The following is a 26227-nucleotide window of genomic DNA, read 5'->3' on the forward strand; positions in this document are numbered from 1 at the left end:
AACTACAAAAAACATGAACCTTAGCGCTCCTGAAGTAACCTTATAGATGGCAGTGCGCAACCCCCGGCTTCCCCCAGAGGCCGGGGGTTTGTTTTCGAAAAAATGTATACACCGATCTGAAATTTACGGCATGTTCCGGTGCCTGGCTTCCCGTTACGATGGTAATAGATAGATTACTCTTTAAAAGGACGGAGATTTCCATGCACAGAGTGTTAAGCGACAAAAAAGCGATTTTCTTACTCATCGCACCTGGACTGTTCCTATTTGCTTTTATGATCTGCATCCCTATCTTCATGAGCGCTTATTACGGTTCTACGGATTGGGGCGGAATCGGCAAATACAATTTCATCGGCTTTGATAACTACCGCGAAATTCTATTTCATGACAAAGTGTTCTGGAGATCGCTGGTCAACGCCCTGCTCCTGACCGCCGCCACAGTATTTTTACAACATCCCTTTGCCATTCTCATGGGGATATTCCTAACCAACTCCGGCAAATACGAAAAAATATTCCGGACGATCTTTTTTATCCCCGCTGTAATTTCCGTCGTCGTTACAGCCAAGCTGTGGACCGGAATTTTCCATCCGAACTACGGACTGCTTAACAAGCTGCTAAGCGGAGTTGGATTGGACGCACTTACGCATGATTGGCTCGGTGATCCGAAGACAGCCATCTGGTGCATCATCATTGTTGTTATGTGGCAAGGCTTTGGGTATGCACTGCTGCTGTATTATTCAGGTCTGCAAGGCATTCCGGAAGATTTAAGCGAAGCCGCAAGAATCGATGGCGCCAACAACTTTACCCTCTACACGCGTATCATCATTCCGCTGCTTTCGCCGATGATGCGGGTTGCCATCATCATTGCCGTCACCACCTGTCTTAAGCAAATGGAAACCGTATTCTTAATGACCAACGGTGGCCCTGCAAATAGCACACAGTTCCTAGGGAACTATCTATACAAAACCGCCTTCTCATCATCGCTATACGGCTATGGTAATGCCATTTCCATTCTGTTTATTGTGTTCTGCCTGATCCTAACCGTTATCCTCAACAAGATTTTAAAGAAAGATATCGGAGAATTTTAAAGAAACCCTGTAACCGGAGGAAATCCTATGAATAATTCCTTATCGCCTGCCGCTTCACCCCCTAAGCTAAACCTTCACAAACAAGAACGCAGAAAGCCTACAACCGGCAAAATCCTAATGATGGTGTTCCTATGTATCATCGCGTTGATTCAGTTATTTCCGCTTATTTGGTTGATCGATTATTCCCTGCTCAAGAGCGGTGAGTTCTTTGGAAGCTCATTTCTGAAATGGCCCTCTCCACCCCAGTGGGAGAACTATCGAAACGCTTTTACCTACGGGCGTGTGCCACGTTATTTCGCCAACAGTCTTATCATTACAGTGATAACTGTTATGCTCTCTGCGCTGGTGTCCCTGATGATGGGATATGCGTTTACCCGGATGAAATGGAAGCTAAGTGGCATTGTCCTGTCTCTAATCATGTTAGGCATGATCATCCCGATTCACGCTACATTGCTGCCAAACTTCATTCTGTTTAACAAGCTTGGGATGCTGAACAATATGTACACATTGATTTTGCCTTACTCAGCCATTGTCATCCCCATGAGTGTCCTGATTATGACCGGGTTCCTGGAGACCATCCCACGGGCCATTGAAGAGTCCGCCGTTATTGATGGCAGTGGCATTTACGGGTTAATCTTCCGTATCATCCTGCCCATCACCAAACCGGCGCTGGCAACCATCTGTGTGCTCAACTTCATCAGCACTTGGAATGAATTCATTATGGCGAATACCTTCCTCACCTCGGAAGATCTTAAGACGATTCCCTTCTCCATTATGAAATTCACTGGTGAGTATTCATCCAACTATGGTGCACAGTTCGCGGTTATGACGATCATCGCTATCCCCACCATCCTGATCTACCTGCTCTTCACAGAACAGATGACCAAGGGTATTACCGCTGGAGCGGTTAAGGGCTAACACAATAAACTTAATCCTAACAACATTAAAAGGCTGACAAGACAGGTTTCGTACCCGTCTTGTCAGCCTTTATTCATTCTTACTAATATCTCTTACGGTCGTTGCCAATCCTCCCTCAGCCATTCAACCAAGAGGAGCTCTGGCACATTCACTTTATTAACTTCGGCATAGTCTCTCACCCGTTCAAGCAAACGTCCCGCGGTTCCAGCACTAACCTCTAAACCATGTGCGTTCAGAACATGCATGATTCCACCACTTCCGGAATGTTTACCTAACACAAAATGATGTGCTCTCCCCACCTCTGTGGGATCAAAGGTCTGGTAGGTGGCTGTTTCTTTCAACAAACCGTCAACATGTATCCCAGATTCATGTGTGAAGGCGAGTGATCCGACGATTGGTTTGGCATCGCCGACACTTCGGCCCGAGGCTGTGATCACCCTATCCGCCAGCCCTTTCAAACACTCCGGACGTACGCTGCTCTCTCCGCCATAAAGATAACGCCAAGCCATCACTACTTCTTCCATTGCTGCATTCCCGGTACGTTCACCAATCCCTGCTACCGTAGTGCTTGCCCAGACCGCACCCGCGGCAATACCGCTAAGTGTGTTTGCAGCCGCAAGACCAAAATCATTGTGGCAGTGTACCTCAAGCTCTACATCTACAGGAACAGCACTAAGTAATGTGCTTACCCGCTCTGCCATTTGACCCGGATGATGAGCAGATACCGTATCTGCATAACGGAACCAACGAATGCCTTCTTTATATAATGTATTTACCAGTTCAACCAGGTACTCCATACTTGCCCTTGAAGAGTCCTCCATCCCCACCGACACAGTCATTCCTAGCCGTTGACCATATTCCGTCGCATGCAGTAATCTTGTCAGACCTTTGGCAGGTGTTAAACCTAGCTTACCTTGTAATTGAATTTCCGAGACAGGGATCGATACATGACTCCAGTTCACACCCGTCGCCCAAGCTTTGTCGATATCACTTTCCAAAGCCCGATTCCAAGTCATCATCTTCATAGGTAGACCTAAATCAGCGATAGCCGCAATATCTTCTTGCTCTTGCTTGCCCATGGCAGGAATTCCTACCTCTGCTTGCTCCACTCCGCATTCCGACAGCAACCTTGCGATTTCCAGCTTTTCTTCCCTCGTGAATGAAACTCCAGCCGCCTGTTCACCATCCCTAAGTGTCGTGTCACATAGCCTGAGACTTTTCACGGTTTACCTTCCTCTCCGCAGCAAGTGCAATTCGGATTACGGGTAATATGGACGCTGTAACAGGCGAAGTCGAGTGAATTGAAGCGATGCATTACGCCCGCATAAGTCGTCCCTACCCTTGTAACCCATTTTACGGCTTCCAACGCAGCCAGACAACCCGCAATTCCGGAGGTTGCTCCCAATACTGGAAAGCCAAGCGGTTCCCATTCTGGATTCACATCCGGATAAAGACACTCTAAGCAAGGGGTTTCACCAGGTATAACCGTTGTTAGTGAAATCTCAAATCCATACATCGCCGCCTCTACCATTGGCGTGCCGGTTTCTACACATAGGCGGTTCAACGCATATCTTTCCGGAAAATCATACCGTGCATCAATCACTATATCGGCTTGTTCTACCCAAGGTTTTGCTATATTATATTCTATCTTCGAATTAAATCCTTCCATTTCAACATTTGGATTCAGACGTTTTAGCTGCTGAATGGCTGTGCTCATCCTTTCCATACCCAAATGATCACTGTCCATCAAAATCTGTCGATTTAAATCTGGAGGCACAATGTTTCCTTCATGCGCCAAGATCAGCTTGCCGATTCCGGCAGCAGCTAAATAAAGTGCGGCAGTGCCTCCAAGCCCTCCAATTCCAGCAATCATCACTGTAGCTTCTTTTAGCGCTTTCTGCCCGCCTTCTCCAAGCAGCTTCAATTGGCGAGCGTATCGTTCCAGTTCGGTGCCGCCTACAAGCTGCTCCATGTTGCTCCCTCCCTGTGGCTGAGCTGCATCATTGGAATCTAACCCTCCAGACCATCCGTTCCATAAAGAGCTGTCATTTCATTAAATTTATCCATAAAGGCTAACCCTTCTTCTACACAAGCAACGCCGTAGCGAATTACTTTCTCCTCAGAGGTAAAAGGACACGGAAAACCTGCTCTCAAGCTTTTTAACACAAGAATAATCCGATCACTATATAAAAGAGCACGCCCAAATCCTTCCCCGTTTATTTCAGATGAACTCTGAACCAGAACCCCACTCTTCTCCTCGATCACGCCCGCCACCGCCTGAAACAAGAGAGGAACCTGCAAACGGACTTTTGGAGAAACCGCGCAGTTAAAATCAGATTTGTTCTTATCTTCAGGGGAAGCGAGAAACAATCGTTCGATCTTCTTCTGTGGTGAAAGAGAAGCATGTCTTCCAAAAAAGTCTTCTGTATCAAGCAATTGACACAACCGCCGTATGAACATCTCTGCTATATCTTTATCCAGCTCTTTCTCCGTGGTTCGACTACGGTGTTTTAATGCTGATGCTTCCGGAGCAACCCGGACCTTTAATGCAGCACTCTCATTAGCTATGGGATCCATCTACACTCGCCCCTTCCGCTTCATTTTCAGCATGTAATACCTTGGCTAGCCACATTGGTGGTTTGCCCTGTAGCATTTCAACAATCCGCTTCACTTGCTCATCAATAGGACTGCCTGGTGGAACCTTTACCGGCATAATTTTACGACGTGTGACTCTTGCCGCTGCTGAGGCTCCAATCTGCATGATGAATATTAGCGTGCAATCCTCTACCACCTCCAGACGACTCTCTATTTTGCCTGCTTCATCCTGATTGAGAATCGTTGGCAGTTTACGAAGACCTATAAGCTCCCCGCCACTTTTGGTAACTTTATAAATTGCGAACATCGGACTCTGCCCAAAATGGGCATTCACTCTAATTCCATCCTCTGTAGCGAATGCTACTTTCACGATGTTCCTCCTCCCTTCGCATTAACAGATTCGCCGCTTTATTCGTCCACTCCATCGCTCCCCGATACCCTACAGAAGTGGCCATATAAGCACCAAGCTCATTCCAAACGGGAAATCCAGCCGCCATAAATGCTGCATCTAACCGCGCCGCTCCATTTATCCCATGTGAGTTACCGATCCATAAATCTGCACCTTTACCCAAAAACTCAACATCATCCAGATCACCGACCCATACCTCTCGTTCCATCTCAACCACCAAAGGAGTTTCATAGGAAGTGACCAGGGCCTTTTGCTCCACCCCCAGCTCTTCGAGCCAAGAAGATACGGTATACAAATGATCTGGCTCCAGCGCAACAAGTGCAGACATTCCCGCAAATTGAAAATGAGCATCCAGCATGCTATCCAATAAATTCTCTCGTTGCCAGCAATAACGAAGCTGTACCGGCTCCCCGCTAATTTGATGCAGAAATTGCAAAATATCATCCGTTGCTTTAAGCCCCATAGCACTCTCGAATACTTTGTAGGGAGTTCCCAGCGCATTATGCAGTCTTCTAGCTGGACGCTCCATACTTCCGCCGATGGCAAGGGTTAGACCCGAATGCAAGCTTTGCAGCATCGAATCTAGAGGCACCCCGCCTCTTGTTAGCGGTGAAAATCCTGTCAGCAGATGCCCAGACAAAGAGGTCGATATATCAGGTACAGCGATTACCTCAAAACCGAAGGAGGATATCATTTCTTTCAGCTCCATCACATCACCCGGCGTCAGAAACGATCCCGGCAAGAGGGTAATCTGACGTGAATTCACACTCCTTGAACCCCGATGGCCTACCTGCTGAATCATCTCATCAAGCATCGCCTCTACGGTAGAACTGAACCCCGATTCCAATGAACCACGAAAGTCTGGTAAGGTGACGGAAAAAGCAAGCCCACCCCGCATGTTCCGCTCCCTTTTATAGGTCTTGAGCATGGATTGATAATCCACTCCAGCCACATCCGTCAGCTCAGTCCCAATAATGCCTATAATGTCTGGTCGGTGTTTACTGAGTATGGTATTTAGAGCTTCCTCTAAATTACGATTCGCATCAAAGATTACATCCATCTCCTGTAAAGCAGAGGTCTGTACGGCTATAGGCTCGCGAAAATGCCGGGTAAGCAGCGCCTTCGGAAATGCGGAACAACCTTGCGCACCATGCACAATAGGCAATGCCTTGTAGCAGCCCTGAAATGCCAGTACGGAACCAAGGGATTGACCGATTTTGATTGGATTAACTGAAGTAGGTTTACTCCTTTTGTTAACGGTCATAGGAAGGTTCCTCCTTATCCCAGGGAGCGGCACTGGCAGCCAGCTTCCAGATTGGATTAGCAAGAGAATACGTCAGCTCCTTAGCCAGCCTTAGTAAACCTTCGTAACCAGCATAGGCTTTGTGTCTTTCTTGATTAATATCGATAAACGGAATCTGCTCTTTCATTGCCACATACATATTCCGTCCGCCAGCAATCATAATATCTGCCTTACGATCCCGGACGGTTTTGATAATTCGGCTTGCCCCGCCCTCCGGGATATATTCGGTGTCATCACCAACACGATCCGCTATACGCCGTATATCATCTTCCGTGCTTTTGTTCGTGCCTACACCTACCACCTGAACGCCTAACTCCTTCAGTGCGGAAATAATCGACCAGCTTTTTACTCCACCCGTATAGAGAACTGCTTTCTTTCCTTTAAGCAGCTTGCGGTAGGGCCGCAGCTCCTGAATCAGTCTGCTTTCCTCTCGTTCCGTCAACCGATCCACACGCCGCTCCATCTCACGGTCATTCAGCAAATAAGCCATTTGACGTAAGGAATAAGTTGTCTCCTTGGCCCCATAGAAGGAGCCTTCGAAATAAGGAATGTGGTATCTTGCCTCCATTTCTTTTGCCAGACCTAACAATGCACGGCTGCACACAACCATATTCACTTTTGCATGATGTGCCCATGTAATTTCCTTATATCTTGCATCCCCTGTAATTCTGGACATTAGCGTAATTCCAACACTCTTCATTAATTTCTCGATATCCCAGATTTCACCCGCGATATTGTACTCCCCAATCAAATTCACACCTAAAGGAGTCTCCATTTCTGGTTCACCTGTGCCAATGACATATTGTAGCAGCGCTTCTCCAGCCAGCCGATTTCCGAGATTCTTACTGCCTACGAATCCGGGGCTGTTCACGGGGATCACAGGAAGTCCCAATCTGCCTGCCGCTTCCTTGCATACCGCATCCAAATCCTCGCCAATCAATGCTGTCACACAGGTCGCATATACAAATATTGCCGGAGGCATAAAGCGCCCGGCAATATAGTCAATGCTATCTTTGAGTTTCTTTTCTCCGCCAAAAATAATATCGTTATCGTTGAGATCTGTAGTGAAACCGTATTGTGAAAGTGATGGCCCGCTTGACAAAGCCCCTCTACTTTCCCAGCTATTCCCGGCACAAGCAGCCGGCCCATGGACAAGATGCGCAGCATCCATGATCGGCAGCAGCGTGATTTGGGCTCCGTCAAAGGAGCAGCCCCCAGCCGCTTCGCCCGGCTTGGGGCGTGGACATGGTTTCGATTTCGGAGTTAAGCTCCCGCAAGCTTGCGCGTCGGATACATCGTTTCTGATGGACTCCATCGTACCACCTCCCGTAACTGAATACTCCTTACGCTTAAAATGCTCAATTATTCAGTGTCACTACGATAAATATTGCACTTCCGGCCGCTCCCCAACGCTCGGCTCCGTATGAGGACGAGGGAATGAATCGGAAGTATACGATTCGGCTTAACGTTCTCCTACTAACGAACAAGATCGTGGTTGAAGCCAGATGAATCCTCATCCAACCCCTGCAGAATTGTATTTACTATAGTAGTTAACAGGTTCAAGGCACCTTGATAACCGATAATCGGATAACGATGCAGATGATGGCGGTCAAAGACAGGGAAGCCTACACGGATCAAAGGAACGTCGGCATCTTTGGCAGCAAATTTAAGATGAGAGCTTCCAATGGCCAGATCCACAGGATCATCAATCAGCAGAGAGCGCATATGCCACAAATCATTTCCGATATGAACCGTCGTTTCTGCCCCGTAGGGGCTGGCAGCAAGCAGAGCTTTCGCTTCTTCTTTAAATCCGTTTTCCCCATTGGAGCACACAATATGAATAGGCTCTATACCCACTTCCAGACAGAATTCAATCAGGCCGATCAGCAAATCCGGATCGCCAACTAAAGCCACTCGTTTGCCATGCAGATAAGGGTGGCTATCGAGCAAAGCATCCACTACCCGGCCACGTTCTTCCACAAGCTCAGGCGGAATGGGCAATCCCGTTAATTCACTGATAGACTCTATTAGCCGATCTGTCGCATGAATGCCCAGCGGAGTCGACATCGCAACGGTCTGTTGTTTCCATGTGCCGCTGATGTATTCCAACGTTTTTTTGACAGAATATTTCTGAAGTGAAAGAGTACCCAACGCATTAGCTGCCTTCGGCACATCCGCCAGCTTCGTTCCCCCATAATAATAGGAATATTCACCTGTAGCCGGGGAATCAAAATTGCCGCTGTGATCACCAAGGAAGGTGTAGCCTGTATCAAACGCGGCAAGGATTTTTCGAATTTCCGCAAAATTCCCCGTATAAGGCTCAAACCCTAAAATGACATTCAGCTTCTCTCCAGTTCCCTCTCCACTGCCAGGGGTAGCTTCAATCCCAGAGCGGATGAACAAGGTACTGAGGATAGACTTTAACATGGAGTCGTAACCTGTAATATGTGATCCGGAAAAGCTTGGCGTGTTGGCGTAGGGCACTGGAATTTCGTTCGAAATTGCACCCTTCTGGCGGGCATTGGATATAAACGCCTGCAGATCATCCCCTATAACCTCAGCCATACATGTAGTGGATACAGCTATCATCTCTGGCTTATAGAGCGCCACACTATTTTCAAGACCATCAATAAGATTGTTCATCCCTCCAAACACCGCACCATCTTCTGTCATAGAGGAAGAAACTGCGGGGGTCGGCTCCTTGAAATGACGGCTTAAATGACTACGAAAATACGCAGTGCAGCCTTGAGAGCCATGTATAAACGGCAGAGTTTTTTCGAATCCCAGCGCAGCCATCAAGGCTCCTAGGGGCTGGCATGCTTTATGAGGATTAACTACCAGTGAGGTGCGGGCAAAATTCTTATCTTTATATTCAGACGACTTCGAGTAGGCTAATGCTTCTGCTGTCTCTTGCTCACTGCAGGGTGCCTCGAATGCTTTTTTCCCTTCACGTTGCTTCACATAGGGTTCAGTTTGAAATAATGTATTGTAATCTGGGATCTCCAGTTTGTCCTTCATACACCCGCCTCCTTTTTAGGGAGTGATCCTGTTTTCCCTGAATTGATCAAGCTCCACACTGGGCTGTTAATGGTCATGTCCATGTCCTTAGCAAAAATCTTAAACCCATCATAGCCATGGTAAGGACCACTATAATCCCAAGAGTGCATTTGCCGGAAAGGAATACCCATCTTGTGATACACATATTTCTCCTTCACACCCGAGCCCATCAGATCAATATCAAGTCTTTGCGCAAGCTCTTCCAGCTCGTAAGCGGTTGGATCATCGTAAATAATAGTGCCTTCCGGAAGTTCAGGAAATGTCTTCTCGTAATCATCCTTGTGAGCGAACTCATAACCTGTGCCCACTACCTCCATCCCCAGATCCTCATAAGCCCCCAGTGTATGGCGGGCACGTAATCCGCCTACCAGCAGCATGACCTTTTTACCTTCCAGCCGGGGTTTAAATTTAGAGATTATCGCCTCCATTTGCGGCGTGTACTTAGCGATGACTTTCTCGCAGTTTTCCTGAATATATTCATCAAACCTTGCGGCGATGGCTCGAAGGCTTTCAGCGGTTTTGGTCGGCCCGAAAAAGTTGTATTCCAGCCAAGGAATCCCATATGCTTTCTCCATCGTCGTTACCATATAGTTCATGGAGCGATGACAGTGAATCAGATTAAGCTTCGCCTTATGCGCGATCGCCAATTCATTGATGGTTCCATCCCCAGACCACTGCGCAATTACACGCAGACCCATTTCCTCCAGTAAAATGCGTGAAGCCCAAGCGTCCCCACCGATGTTATAATCTCCGATAATATTAATATCGTAAGGACCACATTCCGCAAGCTCCTTCTTCCCCATCAGAAAATCACGGATCGCATCGTTAGCAATATGATGACCCAAGGATTGGCTAACCCCACGGAACCCTTCACAACGAACGGGAATGATCGGGATACCTAGCTCGATAGACATTTTTTTGGACACCGCTTCAATATCGTCTCCGATTAGCCCCACAGGACACTCTGATTGGATCGAAATTCCTTTAGCCAGTGGGAACATTTCTTTAATTTCACGGCAAATGACTTCAAGCTTCTTGTCACCGCCAAATACAATATCTGTCTCCTGAAAATCACTCGTCACCTGCATAGCCGTAAAGTTATCAATGCCCAGTGTTCCGTTGGCATAATTCCGTCTTGTTCCCCAGCTATATTGCCCACAACCTACAGGACCATGGCTGATATGCACCATATCCTTGATCGGGCCCCAGACCACGCCCTTCGAACCGGCATAAGCACATCCTCTTTGGGTCATAACCCCCGGACGGGACTTCATATTCGATTTGATGGCGCATTTGCCACAGTTTATTAACTCTTCATTATTGATTTCAAAATGCTTCTGACGATCCTTCCGTGCCTTTTCCGGGTAAGCCTCAAGAATCTCTTCGAGCATCTTTTGGTTATCTTCGATATTAAGCCCCATTCTGAACCCTCCTCATCCCTCAGAGTGATCCGGTGAACAGCCGTCTCTCCACTCCTGTTCACCGGACGAACCTAATTATTGGCCAGATGCCTTCAGCTTTTTCAGCGCCGTCTCTTCATCCTCAATCACACCAAATTCCATGAGTAAATCCTCCAGCTCTTCCATAGAAATCGGGGTCGGGATTGTCATCATATTGTTATTCAGGATCTTTTCTGCCAAAATCTCATATTCTCTCGCTTGCTGATGATGAGGATTATATTGGGCTACGGTCATTCTTCGCAGCTCTGCATGCTGAACCACATTATTCCGCGGGACAAAATGGATCATTTGTGTATTTAAACGGCGTGCCAGCTCCATAATGAGCTCATCCTCACGGTCCGTATTACGACTGTTGCAGATCAGACCGCCCAATCTTACGCCACCGCTGTTGGCATACTTTAGAATTCCGCGCGCAATGTTATTGGCCGCATACATAGCCATCATTTCCCCGGAGCATACGATATAAATTTCCTGTGCTTTATTCTCACGGATCGGCATTGCAAATCCACCACATACCACATCACCAAGTACGTCATAGGATACAAAATCCAATCCTTCATAAGCCCCTTGCTGCTCCAAAAAATTAATAGCTGTAATAATCCCGCGGCCGGCACAACCCACACCCGGTTCAGGTCCACCACACTCCACATTAAGAATGTCGCCATATCCCAACTGAACTACATCCTCGAGCTCCAAATCCTCAACCGTTCCTCTTTCTGCAGCCAATTGGAGCACTGAATTCTGAGCTTTAGTGTTCAAAATCAGCCGTGTGGAGTCCGCTTTAGGATCACAGCCTACGATCATTGTTTTTTGACCAAATTTAGTGGCGAGCTGCGCCAAAGTGTTCTGCGAAGTTGTGGATTTACCGATACCGCCCTTACCGTAAAAAGCTATTTGTCTCATCATTCATCATCCCTTCGAAATCGATATATTTTCAAAATAAGAGCTGATCTTCACACTTTCGAGAATCGCATCCTGTATTTCACCTTTACGCACCAGAGGCAATACTCCGGCTTTATTTAAGCTGGCGCGAGGGACATCGCCAATACCAGAACAGAGCAATATTTGACAGTCCTGTAATATAGAAATAATTTCTTGTAACGTGGCATTCTTATCCCCATTACAATCCGCTTTACCGTGGCAATAGGCCTGAATCTTTCTGATACCTAGCAGTTTCACGCTTATTCCATCCGTTTCATAAACCATGAACTCTGTCGCGTGGCCAAAATGTTGATTGACCTTATCCCCACCACGTGTAGCAACAGCGACTTTAGTGGTGTGCTGCCCTTGCTGGATAGAGTTCTGCCTTAGCTCTTTGGCTTTGACACGCTGACGGATTTTGGCATCGAGTTCACGTTGAAAGAGCGCTCTAGCTTGCTCATTAATAACTGGATTTGCATCCATCTTTTCTAATATAAAATCCTGATTACGATCCTGACCTAGCAGCCCAATGGCATCAGCACGGCATTGCCGACAATGGCGCATGACCTTCATCCCTTCGCGCCCAAGCACTTCCTGCAGGTTGTGCAGTTCTTTAGGACGCGGCGCCTTGCGCCCATCCCGTTCATACTGACTTCCCGGTGCGATAATTAAAGGCGTCACATTATGCAGAGTTGCCCCGAGCGCTTTAACTGTTCGCGATACTTCAGGGAGATGATGATCATTGACCCCTGGAATCATAACGGAATTAACTTTAACAAGAACGCCTTGCTGTGCCAGCAGCTCCAAACCTTGAAGCTGGCGGCTGATCAGCAGCTCCGCTGCTTCTTGTCCTTCGTACCGGATCCCTTCGTCAACAACCCATGGATAAATTTCACGGCCCACATTGGGATCAATGGCATTGATGGTGATCGTGACATGACGGATACCTAGCGCTAGTATGGCGTCTACATGCCTGTAAAGGGTCAATCCATTAGTACTCAGGCAAAGGGTAACATCAGGGACCTGCCGCTTGACTCGTTCGAACGTGTCAAAGGTTCGTTCTGGATTAGCCAGCGGATCACCCGGACCTGCAATCCCAACTACCGACAGTTGCATCAGCTGTGCGGCTACACCTTTCACTTTGCGTTCAGCTTGCTCTGGAGTTAGCACTTCACTAACTACACCAGGCCTGCTTTCATTCACACAATCGAATTTTCGGTTGCAGTAATTACATTGGATGTTACAGGCGGGAGCAACCGGGATGTGCATCCTAGCAAAAAAACGATGAGCTTCCTCACTGTAGCAGGGATGGCGGCTGAGCTCCTCCTCTGCTTCAATGGATAACCTCGATGACGTCTGCGGCATTTCCCCACCTCCTAAAAATTTTATGCAGCATGAACTACTAGTACTTCTTCGCAGTAAAACTCACTCTGATAGAACAACTGATGTAATTTTAGTTAACATAGTTCTCGCTTGATTGCTTTGATTAGTTTCATCATATTTCCATCAACCTACATCGTCAATCGAGTTTTCCCTTTTTAAGTCCTGTTTTTCCTTATGTTTGCAGTTTCGTCATATTAAATGTTAGTTTATATAACCTATATCTATCATGTTTCCGTTTCCATTTTATTCAATCTCTGTTGATTCTCTGTCATCATGTCATGTTTCTGGCCATTTTAAGGATTCTTAAAAGATAGAATCCATTTATTTCTGCAACTTTTATTGACAATGACTTTCATCTCGTATATGATCTCTTTAGGCAAGAACACATTGAATAATCTTAAAAATTTAATATATCCCGTAAAGGGGAGTAGCTGTTAAATAAAGTCGTCAATACGAGAATATGAGGATATTCTCCGGCTTTATTGGCAATTCACATTGTTAGCGAGACCTTTACCAATCAGGTTAGACCTTTATTCCAAAGGCTAATCTGTTTGGTAAAGGTCTTTTTTATATAAATTTGGTTAAAATGGTAGGGTAGATATCTTTTGGTAGATATTTGCATTCAAAAAGGGAGGACAACAGTAATGGATTGGGGATTATTATTAGAGTACGGTTGGGTATTGCTTGTTCTGGTAGCACTAGAGGGACTACTCGCCGCAGATAACGCATTGGTATTGGCAATTATGGTTAAGCACCTTCCTGATGAGGAAAGAAAAAAAGCGTTGTTTTACGGATTAGCGGGGGCCTTCGTGTTCCGATTCGGTTCGCTATTTGTCATCTCCTATCTGGTCGATATCTGGCAAGTACAAGCCATCGGCGCGATTTATTTATTATTTATCGCGGGTAATCATATTTTCCGAAAACTGTTGTTTAAGAAGCCCGTCACAGATGAAGCTGCTGAAAGCGGCACTGACGGTGCGGTCAATAAAAAGAAATCCAGCTTTTGGTTTACTGTTCTGAAGGTAGAAGTTGCTGACATCGCCTTCGCGGTCGATTCCATCCTAGCCGCAGTTGCACTCGCGGTTGCTCTTCCTGCAAGTGGTCTTCCAAAAATCGGAGGCCTTGATGGTGGACAATTCCTCGTCATCTTTGCCGGTGGATTTATCGGTCTGGTCATTATGCGTTTCGCAGCTTCCTTCTTCGTTAAGCTGTTGCATTCCCGTCCAGGACTTGAAATTGCAGCCTTCTTTATCGTAGGTTGGGTGGGTGTTAAGCTGTCAGTCATTACATTGGCGCACCCTTCACTTGGTGTTCTGTCCGAAGATTTCGCTCATAGTACCTGGTGGAAAGCCACCTTCTACGTTGTGCTCGTACTCATCGCTGTAATCGGCTGGTTTATGAGTAGCCACAAGGTTGAAGAGAATGTTGGCGAGAATCCGGTTCGAGAAGTAGACAAACAACTCGGTAAATAATCGTTAAAATACAGCCACAAACAATACCCCGTAAGATGCACCTTCTGAACAGGTGTCTGTCTTTCGGGGTATTGTTATTTATCCTCGTTTTTGCTCTCGATATTCCTGCGGCGTACAGCCAACGGTTTTTTTGAAGAATCGAAAAAAATAGTGCTGATCACTAAACCCGAGCTGGCCGGAGATCTCGTGCATTTTTAGAGCAGTTCCAAGCAGCAGCTCCTTACTCAGCTCCACTTTTTTCTCCAGAATATAATCAGAAATCCCCTTCCCTGTCGTTCTTTTATACCAGCGTGACAGATAGGACGGATTAAGTGAGACTTCCTGCGCAATCCGGGTTAAGGACAAATCATCGGCCAGATGGGATTTAATATATTGGTGGATCATGGACAGGATATTCGATTCATCATGTTTATAGGTAGCGCTTCTGTTCGAGATAATCCATTCAAAAAACGTGTGATAAAAAGAGATGACATCCGACCAGTGTGTATTGATATTAAAATATAACAAGCGTGATAAATTCATACCGCTATGTGCTTTTTCCGTTAAACCTAATTCTTGTAAAGTCTGCAGCAGGGTGTTGCTGATCCCAGACATTAATCTTAATCTCAAAAAAGGATCCTCCGGCCCACCTTCCCCCGAGAGCTCCACCCATTTGCGAAAAGATGTGCCCCAATCGAGATCACCTTCAAGCAGCCGTTGTTTTAAATAGTCGAGCAGTAATTCCGCTGTTGCATTTCGATTATGCATAGAACCTGGACTTGGGCCCACTTCCTTGGTATTTATCCTCAGCAGCTTTTCCATCCCAAGTCCGGGGCTATCAAAAATGGCTAATCGTAAACGGTTCAAGGCATAGTTCAGCTCATGCCAATGCACTTCCTGATCACTGGCGATGATAGACACAGATAGTTGCAGACATTTGCCACAGGCTTGCTGAACGGATTCCATTGTTCCGTGGACGAAGCGCAGCGTTTTTAACCAGAGCTCTTCTTCCTTGATTGAGGATACACTTTCACTTTTAGGCTGAACAAAACAAGCTATCGTCCCCGGATCCAGATCCACAGCCTTAACTTCAACCTTGTCGCTGAGCAGCTCCTCCGCAATATTGGCTACCGCATAACGAATTAAACTCCGGTCTGAAGCCGTTTCATAATTTCGCCAAGCCTCCATCCGCAGAATAATAGGCAGGACGGATCCATCCGCTTTGAACGGGAGCTGAATGGCATCGAATTCAACCTGCAAGCTCTGCCGGTCTATCCGTTCGGTGCGTCTTAGAATATCGTGTAATAACTGCTGCTGTAACTGGGGCAGCGCGCGCGGGAGCTTGTCGCGAAGCCACTGGCTTTTATAGAAATAATCCTCTTCTGAAGATATTTTCTCCAAAGTCAGCTCCACAGCGGCACGAATTTTATCCATCCCCTCTGTCTTCAATAAATAGTCAACTACACATGGATTTCGGATCGCCTGATGGGCAAAATCGAATTCATTATGTCCTGTCAGCAGAATTACTTTACAACGTGGCCAGCGGTCGACAATTTCCTGAATTAACGCCATCCCATCCATACCTGGCATACAGATGTCACTAAGCACAATATCTATTTTTACGGTATTAAGCCAGTCTATGGCATGATCCGCTGAATGAACCTTTATGATCTCCAAATCTTTAAAATCTGCCTTTACAAAAAATTCGTACAGCCCATCCAAAATATTAGGCTCATCATCAACTATCATCATTCGTTGCATCCTGCACGTCCCCTTTAAGCGGTAAATTGACTCTTACACAAAGTCCGCCCAAACTGCTTCTCTCTGCCTGCAAGCCATAAGGGGAACCAAATTTGATCCTCAATCTCTGATTTACATTTAATAAACCCGTGATCTCCCCCTGAATGGCATTCTGCTCGGAGAACTGGCGCTGCAAGAGATTTAACTTGTCCTCACTAAGTGAGTCACCGTTATCTTCTATTATAATAGTCAGCGTATGCTCAACTTTTTCATAACTCATTTTTAATAGGCCATTGCTGCTTTTTTGCTTAAGCCCATGCTCGAATACATTTTCAATGATGGGCTGCAGGAGAACCCGTGGGACTTTGATGTCCCGGCAATCCGCTGCAATCTCATCCACTTCAGCTCTAATTCTCGCTCCAAAACGAATCCGCTGTATAGCCAGATAGACCAAAGCATGCTCCTGCTCTTGCTGCAAAGTAACCTCCTGGGCGGAATCCCGGGTCATGTACCGAAAATATTGCCCTAAATAATCAGAGAACTCCTTGATCAGCTCTACATTTTCCACCTCAGCCATCTGTTTTATGCTAAATAGACTGTTGTAGAGAAAATGAGGGGTGATCTGCGATTGTAAATGTTTAAGCTCCGCTTCCCCTGTCCGGATACGCTGCACGTAGTTCTCATCGATTAACGTATTCAGATGCTTAAGCATCTCATTGAAACGAGAATATAGATACCCAAACTCATCCCTGCGGGAGTGAGTAATAAAGATCCCCGTCTGCCCCTGCTCCGCTTTCTTAAACCCTCTGATAAGAATAGACATCGGGCGATGAATCATCCTGTACGTCCATAAAGAGAACAAGATAATGATCACTATCGAGACAACGAACAACAGCCACAGCAGCAATGAGTAGACTTGAATCGGCTTCATGAGCACCGTGTTGGGAATATTTGCGGTCAGCCTAAAGTTATTGCTGTGATCGTAGAGCGAATAGTAAAAAGAATTATCAAAACGATACCGCTGCACACTTACAGTCTCTTCACTATTTAGAGGTTTCTCTATGGGAAACAACCTAGGCTTCTGGTCAGAAGTTGATATCACATAATCGTTATTGCCGAAGGCTAACGTAATATCGCTCCCCCCTGATACCGCAAATTCTTTCAAACGCAACTCAAGCTCAGGTGAGGAAAGCTTCACTCCCAGCAAAAAATTAGGTGAAAGATTGCGATCCAGGTTATAAGGATTACTACGCAGTAAATATAAGTCGTCTTCGTATTTAGATAAAGCACCCTTCAGATTACCCATAGTGGCCAGCAGACTTTGCCATTCCTCGTTGGTGACATCCCTAACCCCCACCGCAGCGCTAACCCGCTTATTAATTTCCGGGACATAATACACAACATCACTAATATAAGGACTGGTTTCTTTGATTTGTTTTAGCTTGGTGTATATATTGTTCAGATTAGAATCCACTTCGTACCGGCTCATAATTGGAATACGGGTACTGAAGGTAGCCAGCGTTTCATCCTGAGAGTACTCCGTGACTAAGCCCGTTATCCGTTGCAGCTCAAATTCAAGATGGCTGTAGTAAAAATGAACCTTCGATTCGTTCGCCCTCTCCACTTCAGCTTGCATTTGGTTGGAGCTATAGTAGGTAATAGATATACTCAGCGCGCAGAGTGGAAGCATGACCAATAGGAAAGCTCCGATCAGCTTGATCACAATGGAATCGGGGTTCCACCCGATGGAGAATGATTTCATTGGAATGTTCTCCCTCTTCTATCGAATAATAATAAAGAAGGAGCCATGTTCAGGCTCCTTCTTATATTTAGGTCCAGTCCAGTTTAACCCTTTACACTACCCACGACTAGTCCATGCACAAAATATCTTTGCAGGAACGGATAAATCGCCAGGATCGGAATGATAGACAAGAAGATCTGGGAGGCTTGCGTTGTACGGTCTGAGATTTGATTTAATAACGCAGCTTGTTCAAAAGTAATATTTTCAGTCTGGATCGATACCTGCTGAAGTATGGATTGTAAATAGGTGGCCAGCGGATAATGTTCCGGGCTTCTCATATAAATCATACCATCGAACCATGCATTCCAGTGACCCACCAAAGCGAACAACGTAATGGTCGCAATACTTGGCATAGATACCGGCAGATACACACTCCATAACGTGCGTAAGTGTCCCGCGCCATCCATCCATGCGGCTTCCTCCAATTCTTTGGGCAAACCTCTGAAGAAATTGAGCATAAGCAGAACATTAAAGATCGGCACCGCGCCCGGTATAACAAGCGCCCAGATGCTATCCAGCAGCCCCATTTCTTTTACAATTAAATAACCAGGAATCAGACCCCCACTAAAGAGCATCGTGAACACAAAAACCCAGGCATACACGGTCCGTGAGCGGAAGGACTTTGCCTCTTTAGACAGCGGATAAGCTACTAGAATCGTAAACAACAGGTTAACGGATACGCCAAGCACTACCCGGAGCAGGCTAGTTCCAAAGGAGTGAATGAACTGGTTGTTCTGAAGGATATATTTATAGGAAGAAAGAGTGAAATCCACAGGCCAGAAGGTTACGCTACCCGCGTTAACAGCTGCGCTGGAGCTGAAGGAGATCGCCAGAATATTCACGATTGGAAAAAGACAAAGCACCGCGAGCAAAGTCAGAAATACATAATTGCAACGGAGAAACCAACGATAAGCAGTTGAAGTATGGTGCATTTAGTCCACTCCTTTCTCTCTAAAAAATCCGATATTTAGCAAAACGATACGCCAGATAATAACCCAGCCCGATAAATACGAAGGAAACTACCGATTTTATCAATCCTAGTGCGGTCGATACAGAGTACTGAGCATCCTGTAGACCAATTCGGTAAATCATCGTGTCCAAAATATCACCTGATTCATACACTAGCGGATTGTACAGGTTGAACACTTGGTCAAATCCCCCATTCAGGACGTTGCCAAGGCTGAGTGTAAGCATCAGGATCATAATCGGGCGAATACCCGGAAGCGTAATATGCCAGGTCTGCTTCCATCTTCCGGCACCATCGATTACAGCAGCTTCATAAAGAGAGGAGTCAATGCTGGTTAAAGCCGCCAAATAAATAATCGTCCCGAATCCAAACTCCTTCCATTGATCTGTGATCACTAGTACGTATGGGAACCAGCTATTGTCCGCTAGAAATTGAATAGGCTGCATGCCTAGTGCTTTTAAAAGCATGTTGACAATCCCGCTGCTCGGAGACAGTACATCTACGATAATCCCGCCCAAGATAACCCATGAGAAAAAGTGCGGCATATAAATAATCGTCTGAATCGAACGTTTGAAGCCGTTTACACGAACCTCATTAAGCAATAAAGCCGCTATAACTGGCACGGTCAGCCCAGCAATAATTTTCATGACGGAGATAAATACAGTATTCCATACGACCTGACCAAAACCGGGAAGCTCAAACAAATAACGAAAGTTTTCGAGCCCTGTCCAGTTCATATTCTTAAACCCTGAAATCGGGGAAAAATTCTGGAAGGCAATTACAAGGCCAGCCATTGGAATATAACTAAAAATAATGATCACTATTAAGGCAGGTAAAATCATTAAATGGAGCGGAATATTACGTAGAAATTGCTTAGTATTAAAGTGCATATGCTTTCTCCTCCTTGTATCTCAATTATAGAGCAGCCCCAAATTGCCTTAATAGTGTAGCGTATTGACTTTAAGTATCTTTTGTTGACCTGGTTATCGAACCGAATAGCTGTTCAGCCAAAAAAAGAACTGCCCGTTTGTCATTATCATGACTAGGGGCAGTCCTCTTCTGCGTCGTTTTTACTAGTTTGCTTTTACGATATCATTTACTTCTTTCGTTATTTGATCTCCACCGAGCTTTTTCCAGTTGGCTACGAATTTGTCGAATTCATCGATAGGAAGACTTCCGTAAATGATTTTGACAAAGGTCTCTGCACGCAGTTTATCCAAGGTAGCCGCTTTGCTGTTCATCGTTTTAGTTGGGGCATAAATGAACTCATTCATCAACACCAAGTCATTGTCGCGGTAGTGTTTGATAACCGATTGTGAGCTAAGCGGCCCAAAGATCCGTTCCATATGCCATTTATCAAGATCTCCACCGCGGTAGCTTTGAATATCATCATAGAATAATTTAGCTTCAAGGCCCATGTTTGAGGTATCTCCCGATTCAAGGGCTTTTTCCACTTCATCCTGTGCCTTTACATTTTTGTTCGGTGGCAGGTTGGATACAACCGCGTTTTGGAAGCCCAGACCTGTGTCCCCGTTCAAATATTTTGCCCGTTCTGTTTTAGCGGACTCCCCAAACATTTTCTCTGCTTGGAAGTTAAGCAGCTTGATCAATGCCTCCGGATGTTCGTAGCCCTTACGGACCGCGAATACGCCACCAATTGTAAGATGGTTTTGGGTTTTGGCAGGTTGGTCATCAATAGATTGTACTGGATAAGGCACCCAGTTAACATTTTGATCCTTTTTAATCATGTCCTTTACTTGGAAAGGGGCCCATTGCGGCAAAAATAACATACCGGATTTACCAGCATTCACATCCTCCATCGCTTTGGCAAAGTCTTTTACCCCAAACTCTGGATCAATGACTCCTTCCTTATACAATCTTTGCAGCTCCGCAAGTCCAGCCTTTACCTCCGGTTGAATCGTACCATTCACAACCTCGCCATCGGCGTTTTTGATCCAAGTTTCCAGGTAAGCATGGTACCCGAGTAGAAACGCATTGATTGGCAAGTCCTTGTTCAACGAAATGCCGTAAGTATCCTGTTTGCCATTTCCGTCTGGATCTTTAAATGTAAAGTCTTCTGCAATCTTAATAATATCCTGCATGGATGTTGGCTCTGCCAGATTCAGCTTGTCCATCCAGTCTTTTCGAATCCATATCATATCAGAGGAATCCAGCGAACCCGGGAAGCTTACCATCGCCATCAGTTTTCCATCTTTCGTAACCGGCTTTAGCCCTGCTCCGTCCTCTTCTGCGTAATATTCTTTGACAAGATCCGAAGCATATTTATCAAATACCCCGGTCAAATCCTCCAACATGCCAGCTTCATAAAGCTGCTCGAATTGCACCGTGGACACCTTTAACAAATCAGGTAAATCCCCGCTCGCCAAGGTAACATTCATTTTATCATTATAGTTAGCATCAGCCACAATCCAGTCATAGGACACTTTAATCCCAAGCTCTTCCTCGTATCCTCTGGTCCAGATGTTATTGGAATGTGTATCGCCCTGCGCCAACGTCTCTTTGCCTGTTTCGTTCATCGTGGAGCGAAGTTTGATCGGCGGATCATATTTGGTTAAAGGGCCGCCTTCCATTTCCGTTTGCGCACTAGTGTTTCCCTCTGCGCTACTACTACTGTTTCCACTACTGTTTCCACTATTATTGCTGGAGCAACCACTGAAAACTAATGATAAAACAATGGCCGATGCCATTAAAGGCAAGCCTTTAATCTTTTTTTTCATCTATTGAACCTCCCTTATTTTCTATATCCTAATTGTAAGAAGAAAGCGTTAACACAGCGAGTGTGAACCGTTTACATTCGGTATCTTTTCTTTACCTATTCATGTTCGCCTAACAAAGCTCCGCTTTAGGGTCACTCTGATTATCATAATACTGTGAGTTTGTAAGTGTCTATGTATTGGTAATTAATCACACAAAAAAGAGGCTGATCCTTATGCTATCCCTTAAGAATCTTAGCCATCAAGATTACCTATATAGTGAGCCGGCGGTTGCATAGTGTAGGCGGAATGGACTGAGGACTGCGCGGAGGATTGTGCTGAGGATTGCGCGGAGGATTACGCTGAGGATTGCGCGGAGGATTACGCTGAGGATTAAATTAAGCGTTGAATTAAGCGTTGAATTAAGCGTTGAATTAAGCATTGAATTACGCGGTATTACGCGTTTAATTGTATTTAGTACACTTATAATGCATCAAATCACTCGGCCAAAGGATATAAGTGTATTTCGTACACTTATATTCTTGCTTTTCTCGCCAATAGGTGAATTCTCTAGTTTTTAGTTGCAGAGAATGCAATTAAAGATACACATGCACCTTTTGCATAAGAAATAGCTGTATAGAATGCAGTTATTTTGCGGATTCCAGCAAGAATCGGCGCACAAAAAATGCTGAGAGAATACTGGAAACTGCATCTGCCAGATAGAGATGCTTTATTCAATCCGCCGCGCTGCAAACTAAAAAACCAGGCAGCGATTCTCCAATCATCGGAGAATCGCTGCCTGGCTGTCTTATTAACACTTATTGACCTATGATCTGATCGGTCTTTCCTTGCAGCTCCACTAGCTTCATGATCACCGAAGCCGCCAGCGCTTTTGTTACATTCTGCTGCGGATTAAACTTGCCGTTGTCATCCTTTAAGAGTCCCAATTTCACAACAAGAGCCACGGCCCCCTTATTGTTTATAGCTGAGCTATCACTAAACTGACTTACAGTCACATCTTTATCAAGATAAGCTGTGAGTTTATTGTATTTCAAGAAATTAGCCAGATGAACAGCAAGCTGTTCCCGGGTTAACTTACTCTCTACTTGCAGGCTTTCATCCTTATTGATCCATTTACGATCTGCTGCAAAAATAACTGCATCATAATATGAATTCTCTGGCTTCACGCCTGCCACAGTTTTTCGTTCATTATTATTATAATAATTGGTGAAATTCGGACTAGAAGCTTTGGCAAGATAGGATAACCAATCACCGACAGTTATTTCTTGATCCGGGTTCACTTTGCCGTCGGCATCCGGTGTAATCACATGGTGGTTTACCAATTCTGATAATTCCCGCTCTGCTGCATGACCTTTGATGTCCGTTGCAGATAGTTGAGCATCCTGCTGACCGAGGTAATCATACACCGCAACCCATTTTCCAGTAGCTGCATCCAAAACCTGATTCAATCCATTAGATTCATCAAAGGTTGTATCATATACCAGCTTCACCTTCGGTGCGACATAGTTACTATAAGTATTGTATCCACCAACCTGAGTATATTTCAGCTTAATCTGATATTTAGGCTTATAACTTTCGAGCGCTTCTTTCTTGGAAATTGTTGCATCAGGCGATAATGTGATTCCATCGATACCGCTTATCCGATTCCCCATGTAAGAAGTCAGTCTGCCGTAAAGATCCAAACTTACCGTAATGGTGCTGTCACTCACAGGAATTCCTTGATGATATCTAATAAACTGGTATCCATATCCTGATCCGTCTGAAGTCAAACTCGAATTATCCCCGTATTCTACCAGCTTTAGCTTCTGGCTCGCCTGAGGATATAGACTATTAATTATACTAAGCGCTTTCACCTTCGCTTCAGCCTCACTAAGCTTCTTACCTCCAGCAGGTGCCGGCTCTTCCTTCTTCTTATCCTGAATAGCACCATAAGCTTGAACCTGGTACTGCAATACTTCACCGGTCTTTGCATCGATCTCGGCAGAGGATTGTTCTGGAAAGCCAGCACCAATGTAACGATCATTTCCATTACTGCCCCAGTATAGCTGCCAGATTTTCCGATCTGAATCCTGATAGTCATTTCTCAAGGTTTGCGAGATCAATTTACGATCTGCCGGGATATAAGCAACCTTCTCTACAAGCTGTGCTGCTTCTTTTGCAGAAAGCTCTGTACTAGAACTTCTTGCCTGAAAAACATCCTTGCTCTTCGCTACTTCTGAATACACGACTGAGGTGGATACGGATTCTTTTCCTTCATAATCTATCCGCTTACCCGTTAATGCATCGATAGGATATAGAGACTGATCTATTGGACGCCAGCCTAGGATCCAGTTGTTAGGTTTTCCGTTCTTATAAATAGGAATGTAAAATAGGCCCACATCAAACTGTTCCGCAAATTGCTTCTGTGCTTGCTCCAAGGTAATCTTGGGCTGTGCAGACGGGTACTCAAGCCCTTGAGAAGACTTAGAGAATTGCGTTACAGTTCCGTTACCATCCACAACTATGTTAATGCTGTCTGAACCAGAAGGAATACCATTTTTCAGAATACTGAAGTTATATCCATATTGAACAGGACCGAATAATGATTCCGAAAAATAACTATAACCAACATTCTCATTTAATTGCAGCTCACTGCTCTTAACCGATGAGGCTGCCTTAGCCACAAAAGTCTTAGCGATCTCCAATGCCTGAGTCTGAGATACTTTCGGTGGATAATAGGATTCGTTCTTCTCCTGGGAGAATGAGAGATAGGTGTTGATGATATCACCATTAATGGCGTCTACCTCACTGCTAAAACCATATCCCATATTCCCTTCTTGAACCTGCCACTGAATATGCCAGATCATTTGATTTGCTGGAGCTGGGTAGCTTTGGTTAGATCCCAGTTGAACATTGTTTACAGTTGCATCTTTTAGAGATGGGAATAGTTCTTTTAACTTTGCAATGGCTTGCTCCTGCGTGAATTTCACTTTTGCAGGATCAGCCTCAGATTTCGTAGTCGTAGCTGGAGCCGCTGATTGCGTACTAACCTGCGTTACGGAAGTGTTGCTGCTAACAGATATAGAATCGGCTGCGGCTAAGCCAGGGGGTAAGAGTAACGCGAGTGCAACGGAAGTGATTAATACCGTTTTAGCTGTTTGATGAACAAAAAGAGTACTATTGCTTTTCAAAAGAATTCATCCTCCTCTAACACGTGATTCATATTATTATACAGATATTTTCTTGTATTTTCCATAATTATTTAACGACAGGAAATTACGACATTTTTGTGATGTGAGCTATAATGGTAAACAGTTGCAGCTATAATTCATCTAGAAAGGGGGTCACCGACATTACTGACTGGAACCTTCAGCCGCTTATTGACGGTATTACTAACCTAGACATTCGCAGTTGTTTGATCATTCAACATGGAGAACCCGTACTGGAGCATTACCGCGATCCACAAATCGCTGAAGAGCTTGGCAAAATCAACTCGTGCACCAAAAGCGTACTCTCCGCCTTAGTTTGCATAGCCATAGATAAACAAATGATTCCACCTCCAGACACACCTATTTCTTTATTTTTTCCTTCATTAAAAGAAGATCGTGACCCACGTAAAAGAGAGATCACTATCGAACACTTATTAACGATGACCGGAGGCTTTAACTGGACAGAGTTCGGTGGGCAGAATTCTTTTCCGGCCATGACTAAAACCGCAGACTGGATAAAATTTGTGCTTGCACAGCCATTAGCTCATACACCAGGAACCGTGATGACTTATAACTCAGGCTCCTCTCAGCTCTTGTCCGCAATCCTGCGTGATTGTGCTGGACAGGCGGTTACAGAATTTGCCGAAGATCAGCTGTTTCAACCACTTGGCATTCAAAGCTATCACTGGGAGAGCGATCCGCAAGGCATACATACCGGTGGGTTCGGACTTCATCTGAAGCCGGAGGATATGCTGAAATTCGGCTTACTTTATTTGCAAGAGGGACGCTGGAAGGATCAGCAGATCCTTTTTTCAGATACAATTCAGCAATCTACTCGCCCTTACGTTGAAGCCAATCATCCGCAAAAAGGATTCTACGGCTGGCATTGGTGGGTATCCCAATTCAATGCAGGTTCAGAGCAACAGCCGAACGAGATCCCTTATTATTTTGCACTCGGCTTTAAAGGCCAGCATATCATTGTAGTTCCTGCTTACGAGCTGGTTGCCGTTATCACCGCGGATAAGTACAAAAAAGGCTCTCCTGCAAATGTTTTCGGCCGATTTATTGTGCCAGCTCTTCTAGGGCAGTAAGAACCAGGAATCACATGCAGTTCTATGTGTGGATACCACACAATCCATAAAGCAGCCGCAGCCATAGACTGATAAAGTCTTGGCTGTCACTGTTAGATTTGTACAAATGATCGCAATTAATTT

General features: G+C 45.3%; 20 protein-coding genes. 4 read left to right on the top strand and 16 right to left on the bottom strand.

Features of this window, described 5'->3' with window-relative positions; all coding sequences use genetic code 11:
* Positions 1-200: 200 nt before the first annotated feature.
* The gene (locus NST25_RS25160; protein ID WP_036679565.1) at positions 201-1085 is read left to right on the top strand and encodes a sugar ABC transporter permease; all 885 of its coding nucleotides are present in this window, start codon (positions 201-203) and stop codon (positions 1083-1085) included.
* A 27-nt stretch (positions 1086-1112) separates the two neighbouring features.
* Positions 1113-2003: a carbohydrate ABC transporter permease gene (locus NST25_RS25165; protein WP_036679567.1), complete on the top strand. Its 891-nt coding sequence runs from the start codon at positions 1113-1115 to the stop codon at positions 2001-2003.
* A 92-nt stretch (positions 2004-2095) separates the two neighbouring features.
* On the opposite strand, the gene NST25_RS25170 is transcribed toward NST25_RS25165, so the two are convergent.
* The 10 genes from NST25_RS25170 to nifB all read right to left on the bottom strand — a co-directional run bounded on the left by NST25_RS25170 (position 2096) and on the right by nifB (position 13113).
* Positions 2096-3226, bottom strand: a complete 1131-nt coding sequence (locus tag NST25_RS25170; protein WP_076186351.1) for a homocysteine methyltransferase — start codon at positions 3224-3226, stop codon at positions 2096-2098.
* Complete coding sequence (locus tag NST25_RS25175; protein WP_340392722.1) at positions 3223-3975, bottom strand: HesA/MoeB/ThiF family protein; 753 nt, start codon at positions 3973-3975, stop codon at positions 3223-3225. The genes NST25_RS25170 and NST25_RS25175 overlap by 4 nt, the downstream gene beginning before the upstream one ends.
* A gap of 38 nt (positions 3976-4013) precedes the next feature.
* On the bottom strand, positions 4014-4580 hold the full coding sequence (locus NST25_RS25180; RefSeq protein ID WP_340392723.1) for a DUF269 domain-containing protein: 567 nt from the start codon (positions 4578-4580) through the stop codon (positions 4014-4016).
* Complete coding sequence (locus tag NST25_RS25185) at positions 4564-4968, bottom strand: NifB/NifX family molybdenum-iron cluster-binding protein (protein WP_076186358.1); 405 nt, start codon at positions 4966-4968, stop codon at positions 4564-4566. Before NST25_RS25185 ends, NST25_RS25180 begins: the two co-directional genes overlap by 17 nt.
* A complete protein-coding gene (nifN, locus tag NST25_RS25190) occupies positions 4934-6271 on the bottom strand; it encodes a nitrogenase iron-molybdenum cofactor biosynthesis protein NifN (RefSeq protein ID WP_076186360.1) in 1338 nt (445 codons plus the stop codon). The genes NST25_RS25185 and nifN overlap by 35 nt, the downstream gene beginning before the upstream one ends.
* Positions 6261-7625, bottom strand: coding sequence for a nitrogenase iron-molybdenum cofactor biosynthesis protein NifE (gene nifE, locus NST25_RS25195; protein ID WP_076303287.1), 1365 nt, complete (start codon positions 7623-7625; stop codon positions 6261-6263). The genes nifN and nifE overlap by 11 nt, the downstream gene beginning before the upstream one ends.
* Positions 7626-7786: 161 nt before the next feature.
* A complete protein-coding gene (nifK, locus tag NST25_RS25200; RefSeq protein WP_076303286.1) occupies positions 7787-9328 on the bottom strand; it encodes a nitrogenase molybdenum-iron protein subunit beta in 1542 nt (513 codons plus the stop codon).
* The gene (gene nifD / locus NST25_RS25205) at positions 9325-10788 is read right to left on the bottom strand and encodes a nitrogenase molybdenum-iron protein alpha chain (protein WP_076129186.1); all 1464 of its coding nucleotides are present in this window, start codon (positions 10786-10788) and stop codon (positions 9325-9327) included. Before nifD ends, nifK begins: the two co-directional genes overlap by 4 nt.
* A 75-nt stretch (positions 10789-10863) precedes the next feature.
* Complete coding sequence (gene nifH / locus NST25_RS25210) at positions 10864-11733, bottom strand: nitrogenase iron protein (RefSeq protein WP_235219430.1); 870 nt, start codon at positions 11731-11733, stop codon at positions 10864-10866.
* 3 nt (positions 11734-11736) lie between these two features.
* Complete coding sequence (gene nifB, locus NST25_RS25215; RefSeq protein WP_248549545.1) at positions 11737-13113, bottom strand: nitrogenase cofactor biosynthesis protein NifB; 1377 nt, start codon at positions 13111-13113, stop codon at positions 11737-11739.
* A 662-nt stretch (positions 13114-13775) separates the two neighbouring features.
* Between nifB and NST25_RS25220 the strand changes: the two genes are divergently transcribed.
* On the top strand, positions 13776-14603 hold the full coding sequence (locus tag NST25_RS25220) for a TerC family protein (RefSeq protein ID WP_036679597.1): 828 nt from the start codon (positions 13776-13778) through the stop codon (positions 14601-14603).
* A gap of 78 nt (positions 14604-14681) precedes the next feature.
* Here NST25_RS25220 and NST25_RS25225 read toward each other — a convergent pair whose 3' ends face one another.
* From NST25_RS25225 to NST25_RS25250, 6 genes are all read right to left on the bottom strand, one after another.
* On the bottom strand, positions 14682-16343 hold the full coding sequence (locus NST25_RS25225) for a response regulator (RefSeq protein ID WP_076186370.1): 1662 nt from the start codon (positions 16341-16343) through the stop codon (positions 14682-14684).
* Positions 16321-18084, bottom strand: coding sequence for a histidine kinase (locus tag NST25_RS25230; RefSeq protein ID WP_076129182.1), 1764 nt, complete (start codon positions 18082-18084; stop codon positions 16321-16323). The genes NST25_RS25225 and NST25_RS25230 overlap by 23 nt, the downstream gene beginning before the upstream one ends.
* An 83-nt stretch (positions 18085-18167) precedes the next feature.
* Positions 18168-19055, bottom strand: coding sequence for a carbohydrate ABC transporter permease (locus tag NST25_RS25235; protein WP_076099478.1), 888 nt, complete (start codon positions 19053-19055; stop codon positions 18168-18170).
* Positions 19056-19074: 19 nt separating this feature from the next.
* On the bottom strand, positions 19075-19980 hold the full coding sequence (locus tag NST25_RS25240) for an ABC transporter permease subunit (protein ID WP_036679607.1): 906 nt from the start codon (positions 19978-19980) through the stop codon (positions 19075-19077).
* Positions 19981-20163: 183 nt separating this feature from the next.
* Positions 20164-21828 carry an extracellular solute-binding protein gene (locus tag NST25_RS25245; protein ID WP_339188309.1) on the bottom strand — a complete coding sequence of 555 codons (1665 nt, stop codon included), beginning with the start codon at positions 21826-21828 and terminating at the stop codon, positions 20164-20166.
* Positions 21829-22622: 794 nt separating this feature from the next.
* Entirely contained in the window at positions 22623-24995 is a 2373-nt protein-coding gene (locus NST25_RS25250) for a YcdB/YcdC domain-containing protein (RefSeq protein ID WP_340392724.1), read from the bottom strand.
* 113 nt (positions 24996-25108) lie between these two features.
* On the opposite strand from NST25_RS25250, the gene NST25_RS25255 reads away from it, so the two are divergent.
* A complete protein-coding gene (locus tag NST25_RS25255; RefSeq protein ID WP_340392725.1) occupies positions 25109-26104 on the top strand; it encodes a serine hydrolase in 996 nt (331 codons plus the stop codon).
* The last annotated feature ends 123 nt before the right edge of the window (positions 26105-26227 follow it).

It is taken from the genome of Paenibacillus sp. FSL E2-0190 (assembly GCF_037992965.1).
Taxonomy (GTDB): Bacteria; Bacillota; Bacilli; order Paenibacillales; family Paenibacillaceae; genus Paenibacillus_AQ; species Paenibacillus_AQ odorifer.